The following is an 18803-nucleotide window of genomic DNA, read 5'->3' on the forward strand; positions in this document are numbered from 1 at the left end:
AAGTTCAAATGCGCCTTGGCGTATTTGTTTGCCCAGATTTTTTCGAGCAAGCTCAGGCCTGTACGATGCAGGTCAGTTAGCCGTGGTCGCAGGACGCGACGATCTTAGGCTAACTTCCTCTTAAATTTCCTATAAAATCTGTGGCATCCGCCGGAGGCTAACTTTATTCAGTAGAGGATCTAAACCCTACCGAAATGTTTACTTTATTGTACAGATCTATCCGTTTAAGTAGTAGGTGATTTTTACTGAATAAAGTTAAAAGTACGACAAACTTCTTTTAAATCTTCTATCGCCCGGTCAGCTTCTTCCCAAGAGTAAACAGTTGCCCCCGAAGCCAGCGGATGGCCGCCGCCATGATATTTCTTCGCAAGACCATTAATAATTGGTCCTTTTGAGCGTAAACGAACGCGAATCTGGTTGGATTCTTCGACAAAAATTACCCAAGCCTTGATTCCTTTTACATCGCTTAAAGAACCTACCAACAAGGAAGTGTCCGAAGCTGTTACCTGGAATTTTTCCAATATTTCCCTTGTTAATTTAATATAACAAGCTCCATTTTCATCAAGTTTAAAGTTTTCGTAAATATAGCCTTGCAGATGGAGAAGGTTGGCTTCTTTTTCATACATTCCATTAAACAATTCATTGCGGTCAAAGTTGTATTTAATTAGTTGACCAGCAATTTCAAACGTTTTAACCGTGGCGCTTGGATATAAGAAACGTCCAGTATCCCCCACAATTCCGGCAAATAGAAGGCGTGCACTCGCATCGGACAATTTCCAATTTTTATACTCTTGTCCTTCCAAAAATAATTCGTAAATCAATTCGCTGCATGAGCTGGCGCTTGTATCTACCCAAAGCAGATCACCATAGGCATCATCATTTGGATGATGATCAATCTTAATTAAAAAAGAACCGGTATTGTAACGCGTATCATCAATACGATCAGTATTGGCAGTATCCGTTACAAAAATTAAACTATCGGCATAGACCTCATCCTGAATAACTTGAGGCGTTTCCAAGAAAGCCAGCGAAGGATCCGGCTCTCCAACTGCATATATCGTTTTATCGGGATAGTTTGCTTCCAACAAACGTTTTAGGCCAAATTGAGAACCGTATGCATCAGGATCCGGCCGCACATGACGGTGAATGATAATTGTGTCGTACTGTTCGATTTTGTCGATGATTTGTCGTTTCAAATGAAATTCCCCCTGTGGTCTTGAAGTCTCTGTCTGACTTTACAGAATTATTATACTATCTTTTACTTTCCTATCGGCTAAAAAATCGTTAAAATAATGAAAGCACGTTATACATAATTCTAGGTATTTCACCTTCCGGGAGGTAAAAGAATTGGCAAACTTAATTTTTGTATTTTTTATTATCGTCACGTTTGTAGCTTATTTCTACTATAAAACGAAGGAATTTCGTTCTACATTGCCCATCCAAAAGAAGTGGTATAAAGCAAAAGCAGGAGTAGCTCTGGGTATTTTCGTCATTGTATTCGGTCTCAATACGTCCATTGTCTACCCTACACTTGTCGGATTTTTGATTGCAGCCGCCTTTGTTATTATCGGCTTCATGAAATCCTTCTCAAGCTATAAACAAGTTCGCCACGAAGGTAAATTCGTGAAAGAAGAATACGAGCTAAATAGAAATTGTTAATCAAATATGCCTTGGCATATTTGGAGCCCAGATTTTTTCGAGCAAGCTCGAAAAATAACCATTGAAAATCTGTGGCATCCGCCGGAGGCTTATTTTTATTTAGTGGGTTATAGCCCACTAAATAAAAATAAATAGGCAATATACAAAAAAATATGTATATTGCTTTTTTTATCGTTCCAATAGTTGGAACATCATCATGGCTTTACCGACTAGAGTAGTTTCATGGAACACGTCAAAATCCATTTTAACGAACTTTCGACTCATATCCAGAATATGAGGGACAACGGTTAAGACGCTTTCCATCTGTATTGGTTTTATAAAATAGATTGTCATATTTTCTGCTACTGCATCTCCGCGTTTTCTCCGTTTCAATGCAAAAGACCCCACTTCGGCAAGCAGTGTTGTAAATGCCCCATAGGAAATGGCGCCATATTGGTTCGTCATTTGAGGAGTTACCGTAAATTCAACCACGACATCTTCTTCTCCCATGACTTTCATTTCACTTTTGACAAGATCATCAATTGTTTCCCCATGCTGCGGTTGACGCTGTGCATGCTGCAATGCTTTTAGCACGTCTTGTCGGCTAATGACCCCCTGCAAAACGTTATCTTCGTTTACAATCGGCAATAAGTCGATACCTTCCCAGATCATGCGGTGTCCGGCAGAAGCAACCGAAGTTTTCATCGACCCTGAAATCGGATTTTTCGTCATCACTCGATCAACTGTTTCGCTATCTTCTTTTCCGATTACGTCCTTGGCGGAAACCATGCCTACCAATTTGTTTGACGTTGTCACAACCGGAAAGGCACCGTGCGTCGTTTGCAGGTTTAATCGATGGAAATCAGCAATCGTGGCAGTAGTTTTGAGTGTAGCCGTTTCTTCAATCGGAACATAGATATCTTCAATTAATAAAATATCTTTTTTAATTAATTGGTCATAAATTGCACGGTTGATCATCGTCGCAACGGTAAATGAATCATAGCTCGAAGAAATAATCGGAAGTTCCAGTTCATCCGCCAATTTCTTGTTTTCCTCCGTTGTATCAAATCCGCCCGTGATTAAAACCGCAGCCCCTTCTTTTAAAGCATTTTCATGGGCTTTAAATCGATTTCCAACGATCAACAGACTTCCTGCATCTGTATAGCGCATCATGTCTTCCAGCTGCATGGCGCCAATGACGAATTTACTTAATGTCTTATGCAAACCATCTTTTCCGCCCAACACTTGTCCATCGACGATGTTAACGATTTCAGCAAATGTTAAGCGTTCAATGTTTTCTTTTTTCTTTTTTTCTATTCGGATTGTTCCAACTCGTTCAATGGAACTAACTAGGCGGCGATTCTCTGCTTCTTTAATTGCACGGTAAGCAGTTCCTTCACTCACTTGCATTTCCTTTGCAATTTGTCGTACAGAGATTTTATCTCCTACAGGTAGTGATTCTATATATTGCAATATTCTCTCATGTTTTGTTGACACTACTATCACCTATTCCCATCTATCTTTCCTTGTTGCCATTGTAACACATTTTCTTTTATGTATATAAGAAAAGCGCAAGCGCCCCGTTTTGCCATCGACAAGTGTTTTATGTATCGAAAGCGAAGCGTCAGATACAGATGTTTTGAGGACCGAAAGCGAAGCGACAGGTACATTGTCGGCACTTGGACATCCATGTGCGGCGGAGGGCCCGAATCGCGAAGCTTTTCACGTTTTCGACCGAGGACAGATTTTTTTGCGCGAAAGCGTAGCGACAGCAGCAGACCGCGCCTCAAGGGGCTGGGAGGCTTGCGCTGGACACTATTAGAAAAACGCAGCCCGACCAAAATGGGCCGAGCTGATGTTTTCGTTATGCGGATTTCTATGAATTCTAATTTTACTATCCTTAAAAAAGAGCAGCGAAAGTATAGATCCATTGAACAACTTTGATTCAACTTAAATTTTCGCTGCTACTCATCTGATTAAAGCTCTATTTTTTCGCCAGGCTTGGCAATTTGCACTTTGCTGCCTTTCACAAGCTCTGCAAAAACATTCGGGTCTTGTTTGATTACCGGGAATGTATTGTAGTGAATTGGCACTGCAATTTTCGGTTTCAATAATTCAACCGCAAACGCTGCATCATCCGGTCCCATTGTAAAATTATCACCGATTGGCAGGAAGGCTACATCAATTTCATTCCGGTCCCCTATTAATTTCATATCCCCGAATAACGCCGTATCGCCTGCATGGTAGATTGTTTTTCCTTCCGCGTAAAATAAAATCCCACCAGGGTTTCCAGCGTTGATGACTTCGTTTTCCGTTTCATAAACCGAGCCATGGAAAGCCAGCGTATACTTTACCTTCCCAAATGGAAATTCATAAGAACCGCCAATGCCCATCGGATGCACATTCAACCCTTGCTTTCCAAGATAAACTGCAAGTTCGTTTGGCGCGACAACAAGCGCATTATTGGATTTGGCAAGCGCAAGCGTGTCCCCCACATGATCATTGTGTCCATGGGTCAGTAATATAACATCCGGTTTCTCATTCTCTACTCTCAAATCCGTTAATTCATTACCGTTAATAAAAGGATCAATTAAGATGGTTGTGTTATTCGTTTTAATTTTTACAATTGAATGTCCATGATAAGATAATTCCATGATTTATCCTCCTTCAAATTGTGTTCAATTGTATAGTATTCGATTTTATTCGTCTTTTCCCTTCTTTTGATATACTATAAAGTATCTTCACAAATTTTTAATACTCTTTAGGAGGATGTTATGGATAAATTACTACAACTTCAAAGTTACTTAAAAGAAAATCATTATGATGCTGCATTTATTACAACTCCTGATAATGTTTTTTATTTCTCCAATTTTAAAAGCAATCCCCATGAACGCTTATTGGGTATTATGGTTTTCAAGGATGCCGAACCGTTTTTGATTCTTCCAAAAATGGAAACACTTGATGCGAAAAACGCCGGCTGGACTCAAGAAATCATCGGCCACCTGGATACAGACAATCCATGGCAATTAATTGCACAAGCGATTGATTCGCGCGGTCTTACAATTTCTTCGATGGCCATCGAAAAATCGCATCTAACCGTTGAGCGATTGGAAGCTCTACAAGGTCTTTACCCCAAAACCGAAATTGTTAGACTGGATGAACAGATTAATGGAATGCGTGTGATTAAAGATGAAACTGAAATCGAGAAAATGCGAAAAGCAGCGCAACTTGCGGATTACGCGATTGAAGTAGGCTGCCAGGAAATAGCAGAAGGAAAAACCGAAATGGAGATTTTGACAGCGATCGAAAATGCCATCAAAGCAAAAGGTTGTACAATGTCTTTTGAAACGATGGTTCTGTCGGGACCGAAATCTGCCTCTCCTCATGGAACGCCGGGAGACCGAAAAATTCAAAAGGGCGATATGGTTTTATTTGATTTGGGGGTCATTTTTGAGGGGTACTGCTCTGACATTACTCGAACAGTGGCATTCGGCGAAGTATCGGAAGCGCAAAGAGAAATTTACCATGCCGTCCATCAGGCCAATGAAAAGGCAATTGCCGCTGTAAAACCGGGTGTACGCGCCATGGATTTGGACAAAATTGCCCGTGACACGATTACAGATGCAGGGTTTGGTGAATATTTTACACACCGCCTCGGACATGGTCTCGGTATCTCCGTCCATGAATATCCTTCTGTTACCGGAACAAATGAAATGGTGCTGGAACCAGGAATGGTCTTTACCATTGAACCGGGAATCTATAAGTCCGATGTGACAGGTGTCCGTATTGAAGATGACGTAGTCGTGACAGATGATGGCGTTGAAGTATTAACGAAATTCACGAAAGAATTGATTGTTCTCTCCTAATAAAAATGACGCGAAGATCCATACTTCGCGTCACCTTTTAATTTCCCTCTTTTACTAATTCTTGTTCACTTGTTGACTTCCTGCCTAAATAGGCTTCCACAATACGAGGGTCCGTCAATAAATCCGCAGCATTTCCTTCAACGATTATTTTGCCTGTTTCCATGACATAACCATAATCTGCAATTTTCAATGCCTGTTTGGCATTTTGTTCAACTAACAGAACTGTTGTGCCAGCACTATTTATTTCTTTTATAATATTGAAAATGTCTGCTACGATTAAGGGAGCAAGTCCCATTGAAGGCTCGTCCAATAACAGCAGTTTCGGTTTCGATAATAACGCTCGAGCGATTGCCAGCATTTGCTGCTGCCCCCCGGACAAAGTTCCTGCCATTTGGGACTGTCTTTCTTTTAAAATGGGAAAACGTTGCATTACCTCTTCTATTTCTGCTTTTACAGCTTTATCTTTACGATGATAAGCACCCATTTCCAAATTCTCCAACACTGTCATGCTGGATAATATGGCACGACCTTCCGGCACTAAAGCAATGCCTTTTCTCAGCAACTGATCTGGACGTAAAGCTGTTACTTTTTCTCCTAAAAATTCAACTGTCCCCTTTTTAGGGTTCAATAATCCTGCAATTGTTTTCATCGTTGTAGATTTTCCAGCGCCATTCGCACCAAGCAGCGTAATAATCTTGCCTTCTTGTACTTCCATGTCAATTCCCTTTAACGCTTGGATTTGGCCATAATACGTTTCAACATTTGATAATTTAAGCAATTTCCTCTTCCTCCTCTTTACCGAGGTAGGCTTCAATTACCGCTTCGTTATTTTGTATTTCATATGGTGTACCTTCAGCAAGTTTTTCACCGAAGTTCAATACGGCAATACGGTCACAAAGTTTCATAACAAGCGGCATATCGTGCTCGATTATTAAGACGGTAATCCCTTTTGATTGAATGATCTTGATTAAATCATACAAACTATCTGTTTCTTTTTCATTCATGCCCGCAGCAGGTTCGTCCAATAATAATAGTTTCGGTTTACTAGCCAGCGCTCTAGCAATTTCTAATCTCCTTTGCTGTCCATAAGCTAGATTTTCTGCCAAGAGATCTTTATTTTCAAAAAGCCCTACTAACTTTAAAAGCTCTTCCGCATTTTTTTCGAGTTCTTGCTCCTCTTTTCGTTGAGCTTTTGTTCGAAACACACTGCTAAATACACCAGAAGAACTCCGGCTATGACCACCAACCATTACATTTTTCAAGGCAGACATTTGGGAAAAAAGACGAATATTTTGGTAAGTTCGACAAATACCTTTTTCCGTAATTTTATGAGATTTGAGGCCGGTAATGTTTTCATCATTAAAAACGATTTCTCCAGAGGAAGGCTCGAAAATATTCGTAATTAAATTAAACATGGTTGTTTTTCCTGCACCATTTGGTCCGATCAATCCGTAGATTTCTCCTTGCTTGATAGAAAAAGAAACATTTCTTAGGGCATGAATGCCACCGAAGTTTTTTGAGACATTTTTAATTTCAAGAACCACTAGCGCATGCCCCCTTTTGAACGTTTTAATCCTTTAACTCTACTTAATAAATGGATATCAAGTATTCCCTGCGGCCGAACTGCCATAAGAATGACGAGCATGATTCCGTAAATAATATAACGGTACTCACTTACAAAACGTAATACTTCAGGTATTAAGGTTAAGAAAATGGCGCCGAATATAGAACCGATAATAACTTCACTTCCACCGAAAACAGTGAAAATCAAAATCTCAACAGCTCGGTGGTATGAAAAATCCGAAGGTGATATATAGCCCATTACGTGAGCAAACAATGATCCTGCCAACCCTGCTAAAAATGCTCCTTGTGCAAAGGAAAGAACTTTGAAATACGTAATATTGATCCCCATCGATTCTGCCGCTTTTTCATCCATTTGAATCGATGAAAATGATCTTCCCACCCTCGAATTTTGCTGTCTGACAACAAACCAGATTGTGGCCATGACGATTATAAATAACAATAGGAAAACCATTAAAAAAACAAACTGATTATTTTTCAACCCAATCATTGACGGTTCAAACCCAAATCCACGTACTAAATTTAATAGTTCTCTACCAATTTGCGGGATGCCAGTAAGACCGATTGATCCCTTTGTAACCGAATCCCAATTTACGAAGATAACACGGATAACTTCCCCAAGACCTAAAGTGGCAATCGCCAGGTAAACTCCTGTTAATCGCAAAGATGGAATGCCGATAATAATACCCAATATACCGGCAACACAAGCTCCTCCTACCACACCGACCATAATCGGCAAATCAAAATTAATTGTTAATAATGCAGAAGTATAAGCACCAACCCCCATAAACCCCGCACTTCCCAAAGATAACTGTCCTGACGATAAAGGCACATAAACACTGACCGCCAGTAGAATATTAATTAATATGAACGAACCGATTTGCAAATAATATGGATTGATAAAATCTAGCACACAATCACCTGCCTTCTGCTATCTTTGAGCCAAAGATTCCTTGGGGTCTTAATAAAAGAATAAAAATAATCATAATAAATGCAATGGCGTCTCGATAGCCAGAATCACCATATGCAACAAGGAAGGTTTCAGATAATCCTAAAATCAAACCACCAACCATTGCTCCTTTGACATTGCCCATGCCACCTAAAATAATAATTGCAAGACCCTTTAGACCAATTGCCAATCCCATTTGGGGACTTACTGAGTTAAAGGCCATCCCAACTAAAATTCCTGCAATGCCTCCCATTGCAGAAGCAATGATGACTGTTAATGTTATAATTTTTTTCGTATTTACTCCTAGAATACTAGCCGTTTCTAAATTTTCAGCAGTGGCACGCAAAGCTTTTCCTGCTTTGGTTTTCGACAGCCAAACTGAAAGGCCGATCATTAAAACGATGGAAATAACAAAAATAACGATTTGTACGATATAAATTGAGACTGATCCAATTTCAATACTAATTTCCGCAAATTCTGTACGAAACGGTTTATTGCCTGCCCCAAAAATATGGTGAGATAGATTTTCAAGCAGGATGGAGACACCTATCGTACTAATCAATGGCGCTAAATGAGATACACCCTTCTTCCCTCTTAAAGGACGCAGCGTCATTCGTTCCAACAAGTAGCCTAAAATGCCTGTCACTACAATAGAAGCTATAAAGGCAAGCCATAATGGCCAACCAAGTACGCCTGTCGTCATTACTCCTACAAAGGCTCCAACCATGAAAATTTCACCATGTGCCATATTTATAATGCCTAAGACACCAAAGACCAGGGTAAAACCCAGGGCAACAATTGCATAAATGCTGCCCAGAGTTAATCCATTAATTAATTGTTCTAATAGCAAATTTAATCATCCTTTAATATCATTTTTGTCAATCTGCTTTTTGCAAAAATGAAATCACTTAGTCCATTTTATAGAATCATATTTATATTCAGTTCCTCGCATTCTAAATGATTATTCGAACTCTATGAATTTTCCGTCTTTTATTTCTACAACTTTAACATCCATTACAACATCGCCTATTTCGTCAAAAGAGAAGTTGCCAAGCAAGCCTTCAAAATCTTTTGTTTCTGCTAAAGCTTCATGGAATAATTCACGATCTGCTTCTCCTGCTCTTTTTAAAGCATCTGCATAAATGTATAATGCGTCATAAGCTTGAGCTGCAAATTGGTCTGGACGTTTACCATACGCAGCTTCATATTTTTCATTGAATTCAACCACTTTTTGCTCATCAGATTCTCCAAACCATGGGGTAGCTACAATTAAACCATTCGCTGCATCTCCAGCTATTTCAATTACTTGTGGTGAGTTGAAACCATTACCTCCAACGAATGGCACTTCAATACCCATTTTACGAGCTTGGTCCATGATTACTGCACCTTCATTATATAAAGCTGATGCTAAAATTAAATCTGGATTCGTATTTTTGATTTTTGTTAACTGTGCATTATAATCACTTTGTCCTTTTTGGAAGGTTTCAATTGTTAAAATTTCTAATCCCATCTCTTCCGCTGTTTTTTTCATTGTATCGAAACCGGATTGCGTTAATACATCATCATTCCCATAAATCATTGCTACTTTTTTAGCTCCCGTTCTTTCGATAGCTTTTTCCATTGCAGTTGGAATTGCCAATGCCTCAGGAATCGCATTTCTGAATACATAGTCACCAATTTCAGGGATTCCTTCAGCTGTTGTTGAAGTTCCCATAATTGTTATTCCATTTAAGTCTGCTTCCGGAGCAACTGCAAAAAATTCAGTACTCAATGTCGGTCCAATAATGGCAAGTGTGCTATCGTCACTCATTAATTTTTGTGATGCCGAAAGTGCTTGCTCTGCTTCACCTGCAGAATCTTCTATTACCAATTCAATATTAACCTCACCATTTTCATTAATCTCGCTTTGCGCTAATTTTAACCCCTGTGTGATTGCTTCCCCATAAGCAGCACCTGCCCCAGTTAAATAAGAGATCACTCCAAATTTTGCACTGATCTTTTCATCCGTTTGTTCAGTAGTTGAACCCTCATTTCCTGTACTTTCCCCACTACATGCAGTAAGCAGAAGCAGCATTAATACCGAAAAAAACAATGATGCTTTCCGTAAAACCTTCATCCTTATTCCCCCTCATACTACTATTTTTGTAAATTACTTCTATAATTAAATTATATTTCATAAGAAAAGTAAATAAAAATTCCAAATAATTAGTATTTTCTGAACTATTTTAAATAAAAAACTACCTGTTAGATTAATTTCTAACAAGTAGTTATAAGAGATAGTTAATTTAATTATAAAAGAGAATCTACCGGCACGTATTCTCGCCCTTGATCTTCCGCAACCGCTTTATAGACAACATGTCCTTTTAAAGTATTAATTCCTTTTCGCAATGCTTCATTATCAAGGCAGGCTTGCTTGTAGCCTTTATTGGCAATTTGCAGCGCATATGGAACTGTGTTGTTCGTCAGCGCAATGGTAGCAGTACGCGGTACCGCTCCCGGCATATTGGCTACTGCATAGTGAACGACACCGTGTTTAACGTAAGTAGGGTTGTCATGGGTCGTCACCCGGTCGGTTGTTTCAAAACTGCCTCCTTGGTCAATGGCGATATCAACAATTACTGAGCCAGGGCGCATTGTTTTGACCATTTCTTCCGTTACCAGTTTCGGTGCTTTGGCGCCGGGAATTAATACAGAGCCGATTACCAAATCAGAATTTTTTACCGATTCTGCAATATTGTAAGGGTTTGAGATTAACGTCTGAACCGAGGAACCAAAAATATCTTCGATTTGTCGAAGGCGCTCCGGATTTAAATCCAATATGGTTACTTCCGCTCCCATCCCAACCGCAATCCGGGCTGCATTTGTTCCTGCCATGCCACCCCCAATCACGGTTACCTTGCCGCGCGGGACGCCGGACACTCCGCCCAGAAGAATCCCTGTTCCTCCATTCACTTTTTCCAAATATTGAGCTCCAACTTGCACGGACATTTTGCCTGCCACTTCACTCATTGGCGTTAGCAACGGCAATGAACGGTTAGGCAATTGAACCGTTTCATATGCAATGCCTACCACTTTGTGATCCAGTAAGCTTTGCGTTAACTCCAGCTCCGGAGCCAAATGCAAATAAGTAAACAAGATTAAGTCTTCACGGAAAAATTGATATTCGCTTGGAATCGGTTCTTTTACTTTCATGACCATTTCTTGCGACCAAGCTTCTTTTGCTGTCCCCACAATTGTTGCACCTGCTGCTGAATAATCCTCATCCGAAAATGAAGAACCTACCCCCGCGCCCGTTTCTATAAACACTTCATGCCCGGCACTTGTCAAGGTTACTACGCCAGCTGGTGTCATTGCTACACGATTTTCATTATTTTTTATTTCTTTTGGCACGCCAATTTTCATCCCGAGTCCCTCTCCCCCATATAGAAATATGTATGATACAATTTTATAATAACAACTTATTTCCTCACTTGTAAATCAATAGACTTAAAATTTGAAAAATTTAAAAAGCAGTTTCATAGATTGTTATTTGTAAAAAATGACAATTAAGTGGATATTATTAGTAAAGATTGTGAACGTTTTCATTTATGTTTGATTTTACATTATTTCGTCTATTTATTTGATATAATAGAATTATAAAAAAGGAGGAATTTTTATGACTCAATATAAAAATATCGTAGTCGCTGTAGATGGTTCCAAAGAAGCAGAATATGCTTTCAAAAAATCAATTGAAATTGCAAAAAGAAACCCTGAAGCAACACTAAACTTAGTGAATGTAATTGATACTCGTTCCTTTGCAGCTATTGAAGCCTACGACCGCTCCATTGCAGAACGTGCGCAAAGCTTTTCCGAAGACTTGTTAAATGGCTATAAACAACAAGCAGAAGCTGCCGGCGTTCATAAAGTAAACAATATTATTGAATATGGTTCTCCTAAAACAATCATTACAAAAGAACTTTCAAATGTAGTAGACGCAGATTTAATCATCTGTGGCGCCACAGGTTTAAATGCCGTTGAAAGATTCCTGATCGGTTCTGTTTCCGAAGCAATTGTACGTTCTTCTAAATGTGATGTTTTGGTTGTTAGAACTCCAGAATAAATCGCAATTATTTCGCTTATCTCAAGCCCTTTTGCAGTTAATCACTGTAAAGGGTTTTTTATTTAATTTGCATTCAAAGAAAAAATCAGCGAAGGGTGTCCTGAAAATACTTTTCAGACGGCCCTTCGCTGATTGAGGATTCATGCTATTTATTTTCTTTCCACATTTGAACTTTTTCAAAAAACAGCGATAATGCTTCTTTGTTGGACATATTGGGCACTTTTGCCAATAATACTTCCCGTGGCGCTCGAGCCGCCGTACTTTGCTTTTGCAATATTAACAGGCTTTTTTCGTGAGCCTTGGATGCGAATAGATTTTCCGGCAGCTGGATGACCGCTTGAATCCAAGCATTCTTTTTTAAATACTTATGTAAATCTTTCGATTGCTCAGATTCAAACAAGTTCGCTGGAATTAGGAAAAACAAATAGCCGCCTTCTTTTGTATGATTGATTGACTGTTCGATGAGGAGGTGGTGGGAATAGCTCATTCCTTCATGGGCACAAAGTTCATATTCTACCGCTGTCTCTTCATTTGGATAATAGCCAACAGGCAAGTCGCAAACAACCGCATCGACTGGATCGACCAGGAGCTTTTGCAATGCATCCTGATGATAGAGCAGTACTGGCTGTTCAATCAATTCGGCTGTATCTGCTGCAAGTCGAATTAATAATTCATCGACTTCTACGCCAGTAGCCGAAGTTTTGCCATCTAATAAATTCATGACGGTAAAAAGCAGATTTCCAGTTCCGGCTGCAACGTCCAATAATGAAATTTGTCTATTTTTAATGTCTTCTGCAAAAAATTGTTGGACAAAATAGCCAACCAAAAGCCCGAGCGTATCAGGAGTCATTTGATGGTTGGGCTGTGAATTTTTTCGCATTCCCTTTAAGATGGCGATCTGTATGGCTTTTCGAATTTCTTCCTTCGACGCATCATGGCCAATCCACTGCGTTTGATTGTCCAAAATTTCTTCCAGTGATTGCAATACGCCTTCCAAAAATGTATATTCGCCACTTGACTCGTATTTCTCCGCTTTTTCATTGATAAAAGAAAATATTTGTTCAAACTTTTCCATAGGTAACTCCTTTTATATAAAATCAAATACACCTTGGCGTATTAAACCTGTCGCAGCTTTCGCGCAAATAAATTGACTTCAATGAAGTAAATCACCCACTCAAGAACTTGAGTGGGTGCTTGTTCATTCTATCAAACTATTAATTAAATTAACGCTTTTACAGCTTCGATTGCTGCTTCATAATTCGGATGGCTAGTTCCTTCTGGTACATATTCAACATATGTCACGGTACCTTCTTTGTCAATGACAAACACGGATCGAGCAAGCAACCGCAGCTCTTTCATATAAACACCGTATGCTTCGCCGAAAGATAAATCTCTATGGTCTGAAACAGTTTGTACACCTTCCAAACCGGCAGCTGCACACCAACGTTTTTGAGCAAATGGTAAATCCACCGATACCGTATAGAATGCCACATCATTCCCCAAACCTGCTACTTCTTCATTAAAACGGCGAGTTTGTGCATCACAAACACCTGTATCCAATGATGGTACAACAGAGAATAAGCGTACTTTTCCTTGTGAATCTTTTAACGATACAGGCGATAAATCATTTGCAAGCACTGTGAAGTCAGGAGCTTGATCTCCTACCTTTACTTCATTTCCTACCAATGTTACTGGGCTGTTTTTAAAAGTTACTTGTGCCAAATGGGAACCCTCCTTTTGTTTACGTAATTAATCTTACTAAAGTTAATTCCTATTTTGCAAATAAGTACGCTTACATATTTTTACGTTTCCATTTCAAACTAGATTGTAGGTGAAATTGTCTGATGGCTTTCATAATCTTCATCGCGAGAATGGTCCACCACAATTTCTTTCTTTCGTTTGATAAATACTTTTTCCTGAACGACGACTGTGTCTGCAATAATATCATTCAAACCATGGTTTTTCGGCATGAATGCCACCAGCAAGTATAGGAATGGGAGTTTGTTGCTAATGAAACGACCTATAATTTCTCTAAATAGAACCGTTGCCCAGTCTAGTCGATCAGCATTTTTATGCTTCACTTTCAGGCCGAAAATCATCTTTCCAAGAGTTTGTTGCCAAAACTTTGTGGTTAGAACGAAATAAGCATAATAAAATACTGCCGATACAATGGTCATGGGCGAATACCACTTTGTTTCAGCAAGGCTCCATCCAAATAGATGGAATATAGGATTAACAATGATGCCTACAATGGCAGCCACAATTAAAGTGTCTACAATAAAAGCCCAAAAACGCATCCAGAAGCCTGCTGTTTTCTCTTCAATTTGCTCAATAATTTGAATTTGCTGATTCGCTGAGGCATGTTCCGCTTCATCATTAGGAAGAGAGACATTCGAGTCATGATTTTCCATTTCAGACATCTAGATTCCCTCCTTAAAACTCACCGTATAAATACATCATACGTGGTCCGCTATTTGAAGACATTACTTTTGTAAGGAATTGCTGGTCCATGGATGGTCCAAAGAATGAACTGATTTTAACACCCAATAAGGATGTTAAGTCTCCAAAACTCGATTCATATTCGAATACTTGTGCATTTTCCAAGTTATGGTCTTGTCTGATGGAAGCAATCGTATCATCCAGACCGCCAAGTTCGTCGACAAACCCTGCCTTCTTCGCCTGTGCTCCACCCAAAATACGACCATCCGCAACTTTCTTCACTTGAGCTTCAGTCATTCCTCTTCCTTGTTCAATTACGTCAACAAACGTTTCATAGGAGTCATCGATCATTTCTTGAACCATTGCTCTTTCTTCAGCGGTTGTTGGTCTAGTGCCGCCAAACATATCTTTATGTTCGCCAGATTTCACCGTTTCAAACTTGATTCCGATATTATCCGCAAGCTCGGAAAAATTATAGCTTTGCATAATTACTCCAATGGAACCCGTAATTGTTTCATTATGGGCAAAAATCTTGTCTGCCGGTGCAGAAATATAATAACCTCCGGACGCGGCATAGGAGCCCATTGAAACATAAATCGGAATATTTCTTTGTTCCTTGATTTCCACTATTTTTTCATGAATGTCAGCAGACTCAATAACGCCGCCACCTGGTGAGTTTACATAAAGTACGACACCTTTAATGGATTCATCATTTAAAATGTTGTCAAGCTGCGACAAGAAATTTTGATGATCGTACGAAACTGGTGTAAATGGCGTACTCGAACCTACATCCTGAATTACCCCATCTACCGATAATAAAGCAATCCGCTGATCGAAGTCCCCATCTTCCACAACATTTTCCACTAATGTCTGCTCGGTTGTTGTCAGACTCTCAAATCCGGAAAAAAAGTCGGTTTTAAAAATGGAAATGACCGTATTTAAACCGATTGAAAAAACTAGAAGCACGACTGCGGCTCCCAAAGCAAGCCATCTTTTGGTATTCATTTATTCAACTCCTCCTTCAATCATACATACGAATAACTCGCTTAATTGTTTCAACATTTTCCAGATATTATTTTAACACTTCACGCAATCAAAAAGGAAATTAGCTACATGGCGAAGTTGTGGACCCCAATGTTACTAGCGGACGACAACTGCATATTTCAAAGAATTATAACTTTTTTCAAACGCCGCTTTCTTTACCCAAAATTGGCTTTCCTTTTTCGAATTGGGATCGTTAACAAGATAATCCCCGGTTTCCTTGTCATAGCCGATCAAGGTTACTACGTGCATGTTTTCCATTGCTTTTACATTTCCTGCACTGCCCATATTGTAGGTTCCCCATTTCGGTGCAGCGAATTTGTTGGAAACATAGACAACAATGGGATGACCTGAATCAATTTCTGCTTTTAATTGTTTTGTCGAGTATCCTGTTGCATCTTTCACTTGAGCATTATAGGATCTCCCATATGCAGCCAAAGGTTTCGGAAAAATGGATTGATACACTTCCTTTACTGCTTTATAAGGTGTACTGGAATAGCCCGTATAAGGATTCTTTTTGCTTTTGGGCATATTGTCTAAAAATGCCTTTAACGATATGTCCGTATATCCTTTGTATTTTAAAGCCATCAGCAAACTCGCTCCCTCGCAACCAAGCGGCGTATACGTGGGAGTTAGTTGGGAAACGAATGGTACATCCAATACAACCGGACTAATTATGGATTTTAGATACTTGGAGTGAACAAAACCCATCTTGCCGCTATATTCAACTTGAACCCAGTTGCCTGTTTTGGAAATATACGCAACATTGCCTCCCTTTGGAATCGTTAGAATTACGGAATGTTTTGCACCCGGTCCTTTTCGCAAATTCAGTTCGCCGGTTGTTTGAAAAAAAGAAGTTTTCTTTTCTTTTATTGGAGAGGAAGTCGCTATTTTTATTGCTTCTGCTGCATTGCTCGCTAAAGGTAGGCCAGTAACAGCCAAACCACTTGCCAATAAACCGAGTGCAAGGGTGAAGTTTAATCGTTTCTTCGGATATTTCCCGGAATGAATCATAGAATCAACTCCTTATATCGAATCACATTTATCATACTACGAAATGGCAAAAATTAGAAAGGAGATTCCAAAGCCGTTTTTCCGGCTTTAAAACCTCCTTCTTGTATTCGACACTATTCCCTAGGAAATAAGTGTTTATGAATTACTGTAGTTTCATTTCGTTTTGTTTTGTTCAATTTGACGAAGCTCTATACGTCTAATTTTACCTGAAGAAGTTTTCGGCAATTCTTCTATAAATTCAATTGCTCTTGGATATTTGTAAGGTGCTGTAATCTCTTTTACATGGTCCTGCAATTCCTTGATGATTGTTGGACTATCTTTCAACTCTGAATCGCGCAACACAACAAATGCCTTCACAATATTTCCTCGAATTTCATCGGGGCTGCCAACAACCGCGCATTCTTTTACCGCAGGGTGCTTTACAAGTGCGTCCTCTACCTCGAACGGTCCGATTGTATAACCGGAAGAAACGATAATATCATCTCCGCGCCCTTCAAACCAAAAATAGCCATCTTCATCTTTGTAGGCGCGATCTCCAGTCAAGAACCACTCTCCGCGATATTGCATTTTTGTTCTTTCCGGTTCATTTAAATAACCTTTAAACAGGGCCGGTGTCGAAGAATGAACTGCAATATCCCCGACTTCCCCGGCTTTCGCAGGTTCGCCAAAGTCATCGATTATTTCAACAAGGTTCCCCGGAGTCGGTTTACCCATTGAACCAGGTTTCGCCGGCATTCCAAGCAAAGTTCCAACTAATAGTGTATTCTCCGTTTGTCCATACCCATCACGAACTTGAAGAGAGAATACTTCCAGGAATTTGTTGATAACTTCACTATTTAATGGCTCACCTGCCGAAACTGCACTTTTAATGTTTGATAAATCATAGTTCTCCAGCTGATTGACCTTTGCCATTAAACGATATTCGGTTGGTGTACAGCATAAAACATTGATTTTGTAATCCTGAAGCATTTGCAAATATTCTTGCGGATCGAATCTGCCCACATGGATAAACGCTGTTGCCCCACTTCCCAAAGTAGCAAGGAATGGGCTCCAAATCCATTTTTGCCAGCCAGGTGCCGCTGTTGCCCATACTAAATCATCTTCTTCTACGCCCAGCCACTGAGCTGCCGTCGTTCTTAAATGTGCATATCCCCAACCATGGGAATGGACAACTCCTTTAGGATTGCCTGTTGTTCCGCTTGTATAAGATAAAAAGGCGATATCGGAATCCTCTGTTTGGACGCCTTCGAATACTTCAGGCTGAGTTTCCAAGTGATCTTCAATGGAAATCCACGGTTCGCGGGATTGTCCGAAAACAAATAATTTTAGACCATCTAAATGTTGCACTTCTTCAAATTGCGAAATTTCATTTTCAAAAGCGACAATCGCCTTTGCTCCAGAATGGATAATTCGGTAGTCGATATCTTTGGCACGCAGCATTTCCGAGCTTGGAATAATTGTCAACCCAGCTTTCAGCGCCCCGATGTATGTAATATAAGCCTCCTCCGAACGAGGGACCATGACTAAAACAACATCTCCTTTGTTCAGTCCGGAGCTTTTTAATAAATTGGCTACTTTATTCGCTTTCTTGATAAGGTTTGCATAGGATACTTTTTTGATTTGACCGTTTCCTTCATGAATCATTAAGGCAATTTTGGAACTTGTTTTTGCATATTTTTCAATTTCATCAACAATGTTATATATACTTGGTGCTAATAAATCTTCTCTTTTCATCGAAAATCCCCCTTTAAAATATAGCGTCTAGACTTTCTTCTTATGATGAACTTTTTAAAAATAGAACATAAAAGAATAAAAAAATTTTTATTTACTAGAAAAAATTCAGCGGCGCACATCCGTATCGCTATTCTTTTGAATAATTTCTATAACCTCATTATATACCAAGGTTTTAGTAGTAGGTACTATTTTTTAAAAAAGAAAAGGCCGGCAGCTTTTTATGCTGCCAGCCCTCTATTATTATTGGCTAGATCTGCCACGTAATTGTGACTCAGCCATTGATACAAGACGTTTAGTGATTTCTCCTCCAACTGATCCGTTTGCACGAGCAGACGCTTCAGGTCCGAGTTGAACACCAAACTCTTGTGCGATTTCGTACTTCATTTGATCTAAAGCTTGTTCTGAACCTTGTACAAGTAGTTTGTTACGGCCTCCGCTGTTG

Annotated in this window: 20 protein-coding genes; 4 read left to right on the forward strand and 16 right to left on the reverse strand. The window is 39.6% G+C overall.

Annotated features, from left to right (window positions below):
* Positions 1-242: 242 nt before the first annotated feature.
* Positions 243-1196: a DHH family phosphoesterase gene (locus D1B33_RS15670; RefSeq protein ID WP_118877342.1), complete on the reverse strand. Its 954-nt coding sequence runs from the start codon at positions 1194-1196 to the stop codon at positions 243-245.
* Positions 1197-1347: 151 nt separating this feature from the next.
* On the opposite strand from D1B33_RS15670, the gene D1B33_RS15675 reads away from it, so the two are divergent.
* Positions 1348-1659 (forward strand): YtpI family protein, encoded by a 312-nt coding sequence (locus tag D1B33_RS15675; RefSeq protein ID WP_118877343.1) that lies wholly within the window; start codon positions 1348-1350, stop codon positions 1657-1659.
* Positions 1660-1827: 168 nt separating this feature from the next.
* On the opposite strand, the gene D1B33_RS15680 is transcribed toward D1B33_RS15675, so the two are convergent.
* Positions 1828-3135 carry a DRTGG domain-containing protein gene (locus D1B33_RS15680; RefSeq protein ID WP_118877344.1) on the reverse strand — a complete coding sequence of 436 codons (1308 nt, stop codon included), beginning with the start codon at positions 3133-3135 and terminating at the stop codon, positions 1828-1830.
* Between the two features lie 88 nt (positions 3136-3223).
* Here D1B33_RS15680 and D1B33_RS15685 point away from each other — a divergent pair, with 88 nt between their 5' ends.
* Positions 3224-3460 carry a hypothetical protein gene (locus D1B33_RS15685; RefSeq protein WP_118877345.1) on the forward strand — a complete coding sequence of 79 codons (237 nt, stop codon included), beginning with the start codon at positions 3224-3226 and terminating at the stop codon, positions 3458-3460.
* A gap of 154 nt (positions 3461-3614) precedes the next feature.
* Here D1B33_RS15685 and D1B33_RS15690 read toward each other — a convergent pair whose 3' ends face one another.
* Positions 3615-4292: a metal-dependent hydrolase gene (locus D1B33_RS15690; protein ID WP_118877346.1), complete on the reverse strand. Its 678-nt coding sequence runs from the start codon at positions 4290-4292 to the stop codon at positions 3615-3617.
* A gap of 120 nt (positions 4293-4412) precedes the next feature.
* On the opposite strand from D1B33_RS15690, the gene D1B33_RS15695 reads away from it, so the two are divergent.
* Positions 4413-5504, forward strand: coding sequence for a M24 family metallopeptidase (locus D1B33_RS15695; protein WP_118877347.1), 1092 nt, complete (start codon positions 4413-4415; stop codon positions 5502-5504).
* A gap of 37 nt (positions 5505-5541) precedes the next feature.
* Here the strand turns inward: D1B33_RS15695 and D1B33_RS15700 are convergent, their stop codons facing one another.
* The 6 genes from D1B33_RS15700 to ald form a co-directional block, all read right to left on the reverse strand.
* Entirely contained in the window at positions 5542-6282 is a 741-nt protein-coding gene (locus D1B33_RS15700; protein ID WP_118877348.1) for an ABC transporter ATP-binding protein, read from the reverse strand.
* The gene (locus tag D1B33_RS15705; RefSeq protein ID WP_118877349.1) at positions 6275-7048 is read right to left on the reverse strand and encodes an ABC transporter ATP-binding protein; all 774 of its coding nucleotides are present in this window, start codon (positions 7046-7048) and stop codon (positions 6275-6277) included. The genes D1B33_RS15700 and D1B33_RS15705 overlap by 8 nt, the downstream gene beginning before the upstream one ends.
* Positions 7048-7998, reverse strand: coding sequence for a branched-chain amino acid ABC transporter permease (locus D1B33_RS15710; RefSeq protein ID WP_118877350.1), 951 nt, complete (start codon positions 7996-7998; stop codon positions 7048-7050). The genes D1B33_RS15705 and D1B33_RS15710 overlap by 1 nt, the downstream gene beginning before the upstream one ends.
* A gap of 4 nt (positions 7999-8002) precedes the next feature.
* Positions 8003-8884: a branched-chain amino acid ABC transporter permease gene (locus D1B33_RS15715; protein WP_118877351.1), complete on the reverse strand. Its 882-nt coding sequence runs from the start codon at positions 8882-8884 to the stop codon at positions 8003-8005.
* Between the two features lie 111 nt (positions 8885-8995).
* Positions 8996-10150 (reverse strand): ABC transporter substrate-binding protein, encoded by a 1155-nt coding sequence (locus tag D1B33_RS15720; RefSeq protein ID WP_118877352.1) that lies wholly within the window; start codon positions 10148-10150, stop codon positions 8996-8998.
* A 173-nt stretch (positions 10151-10323) separates the two neighbouring features.
* Positions 10324-11436 carry an alanine dehydrogenase gene (ald, locus tag D1B33_RS15725; RefSeq protein WP_118877353.1) on the reverse strand — a complete coding sequence of 371 codons (1113 nt, stop codon included), beginning with the start codon at positions 11434-11436 and terminating at the stop codon, positions 10324-10326.
* Positions 11437-11689: 253 nt separating this feature from the next.
* On the opposite strand from ald, the gene D1B33_RS15730 reads away from it, so the two are divergent.
* Entirely contained in the window at positions 11690-12133 is a 444-nt protein-coding gene (locus tag D1B33_RS15730; protein WP_118877354.1) for a universal stress protein, read from the forward strand.
* A gap of 145 nt (positions 12134-12278) precedes the next feature.
* Here D1B33_RS15730 and D1B33_RS15735 read toward each other — a convergent pair whose 3' ends face one another.
* The 7 genes from D1B33_RS15735 to D1B33_RS15765 all read right to left on the reverse strand — a co-directional run.
* Positions 12279-13208 carry a class I SAM-dependent methyltransferase gene (locus D1B33_RS15735; RefSeq protein ID WP_118877355.1) on the reverse strand — a complete coding sequence of 310 codons (930 nt, stop codon included), beginning with the start codon at positions 13206-13208 and terminating at the stop codon, positions 12279-12281.
* Positions 13209-13351: 143 nt separating this feature from the next.
* The gene (gene tpx / locus D1B33_RS15740; RefSeq protein WP_118877356.1) at positions 13352-13855 is read right to left on the reverse strand and encodes a thiol peroxidase; all 504 of its coding nucleotides are present in this window, start codon (positions 13853-13855) and stop codon (positions 13352-13354) included.
* Positions 13856-13953: 98 nt separating this feature from the next.
* Positions 13954-14553, reverse strand: a complete 600-nt coding sequence (locus D1B33_RS15745; RefSeq protein WP_233549507.1) for an RDD family protein — start codon at positions 14551-14553, stop codon at positions 13954-13956.
* A gap of 13 nt (positions 14554-14566) precedes the next feature.
* Positions 14567-15577, reverse strand: coding sequence for a signal peptide peptidase SppA (gene sppA, locus D1B33_RS15750; RefSeq protein WP_118877357.1), 1011 nt, complete (start codon positions 15575-15577; stop codon positions 14567-14569).
* Between the two features lie 135 nt (positions 15578-15712).
* Positions 15713-16627 carry a C39 family peptidase gene (locus tag D1B33_RS15755; RefSeq protein WP_118877358.1) on the reverse strand — a complete coding sequence of 305 codons (915 nt, stop codon included), beginning with the start codon at positions 16625-16627 and terminating at the stop codon, positions 15713-15715.
* Between the two features lie 153 nt (positions 16628-16780).
* Positions 16781-18361: an acyl-CoA synthetase MbcS gene (gene mbcS, locus D1B33_RS15760; protein ID WP_118877359.1), complete on the reverse strand. Its 1581-nt coding sequence runs from the start codon at positions 18359-18361 to the stop codon at positions 16781-16783.
* Positions 18362-18601: 240 nt separating this feature from the next.
* A partial coding sequence (locus D1B33_RS15765; protein WP_147370424.1) for an alpha/beta-type small acid-soluble spore protein occupies positions 18602-18803 on the reverse strand: 202 nt, incomplete at its 5' end.

This window comes from Ureibacillus yapensis (genome assembly GCF_003515775.1).
Taxonomy (GTDB): Bacteria; Bacillota; Bacilli; order Bacillales_A; family Planococcaceae; genus Ureibacillus; species Ureibacillus yapensis.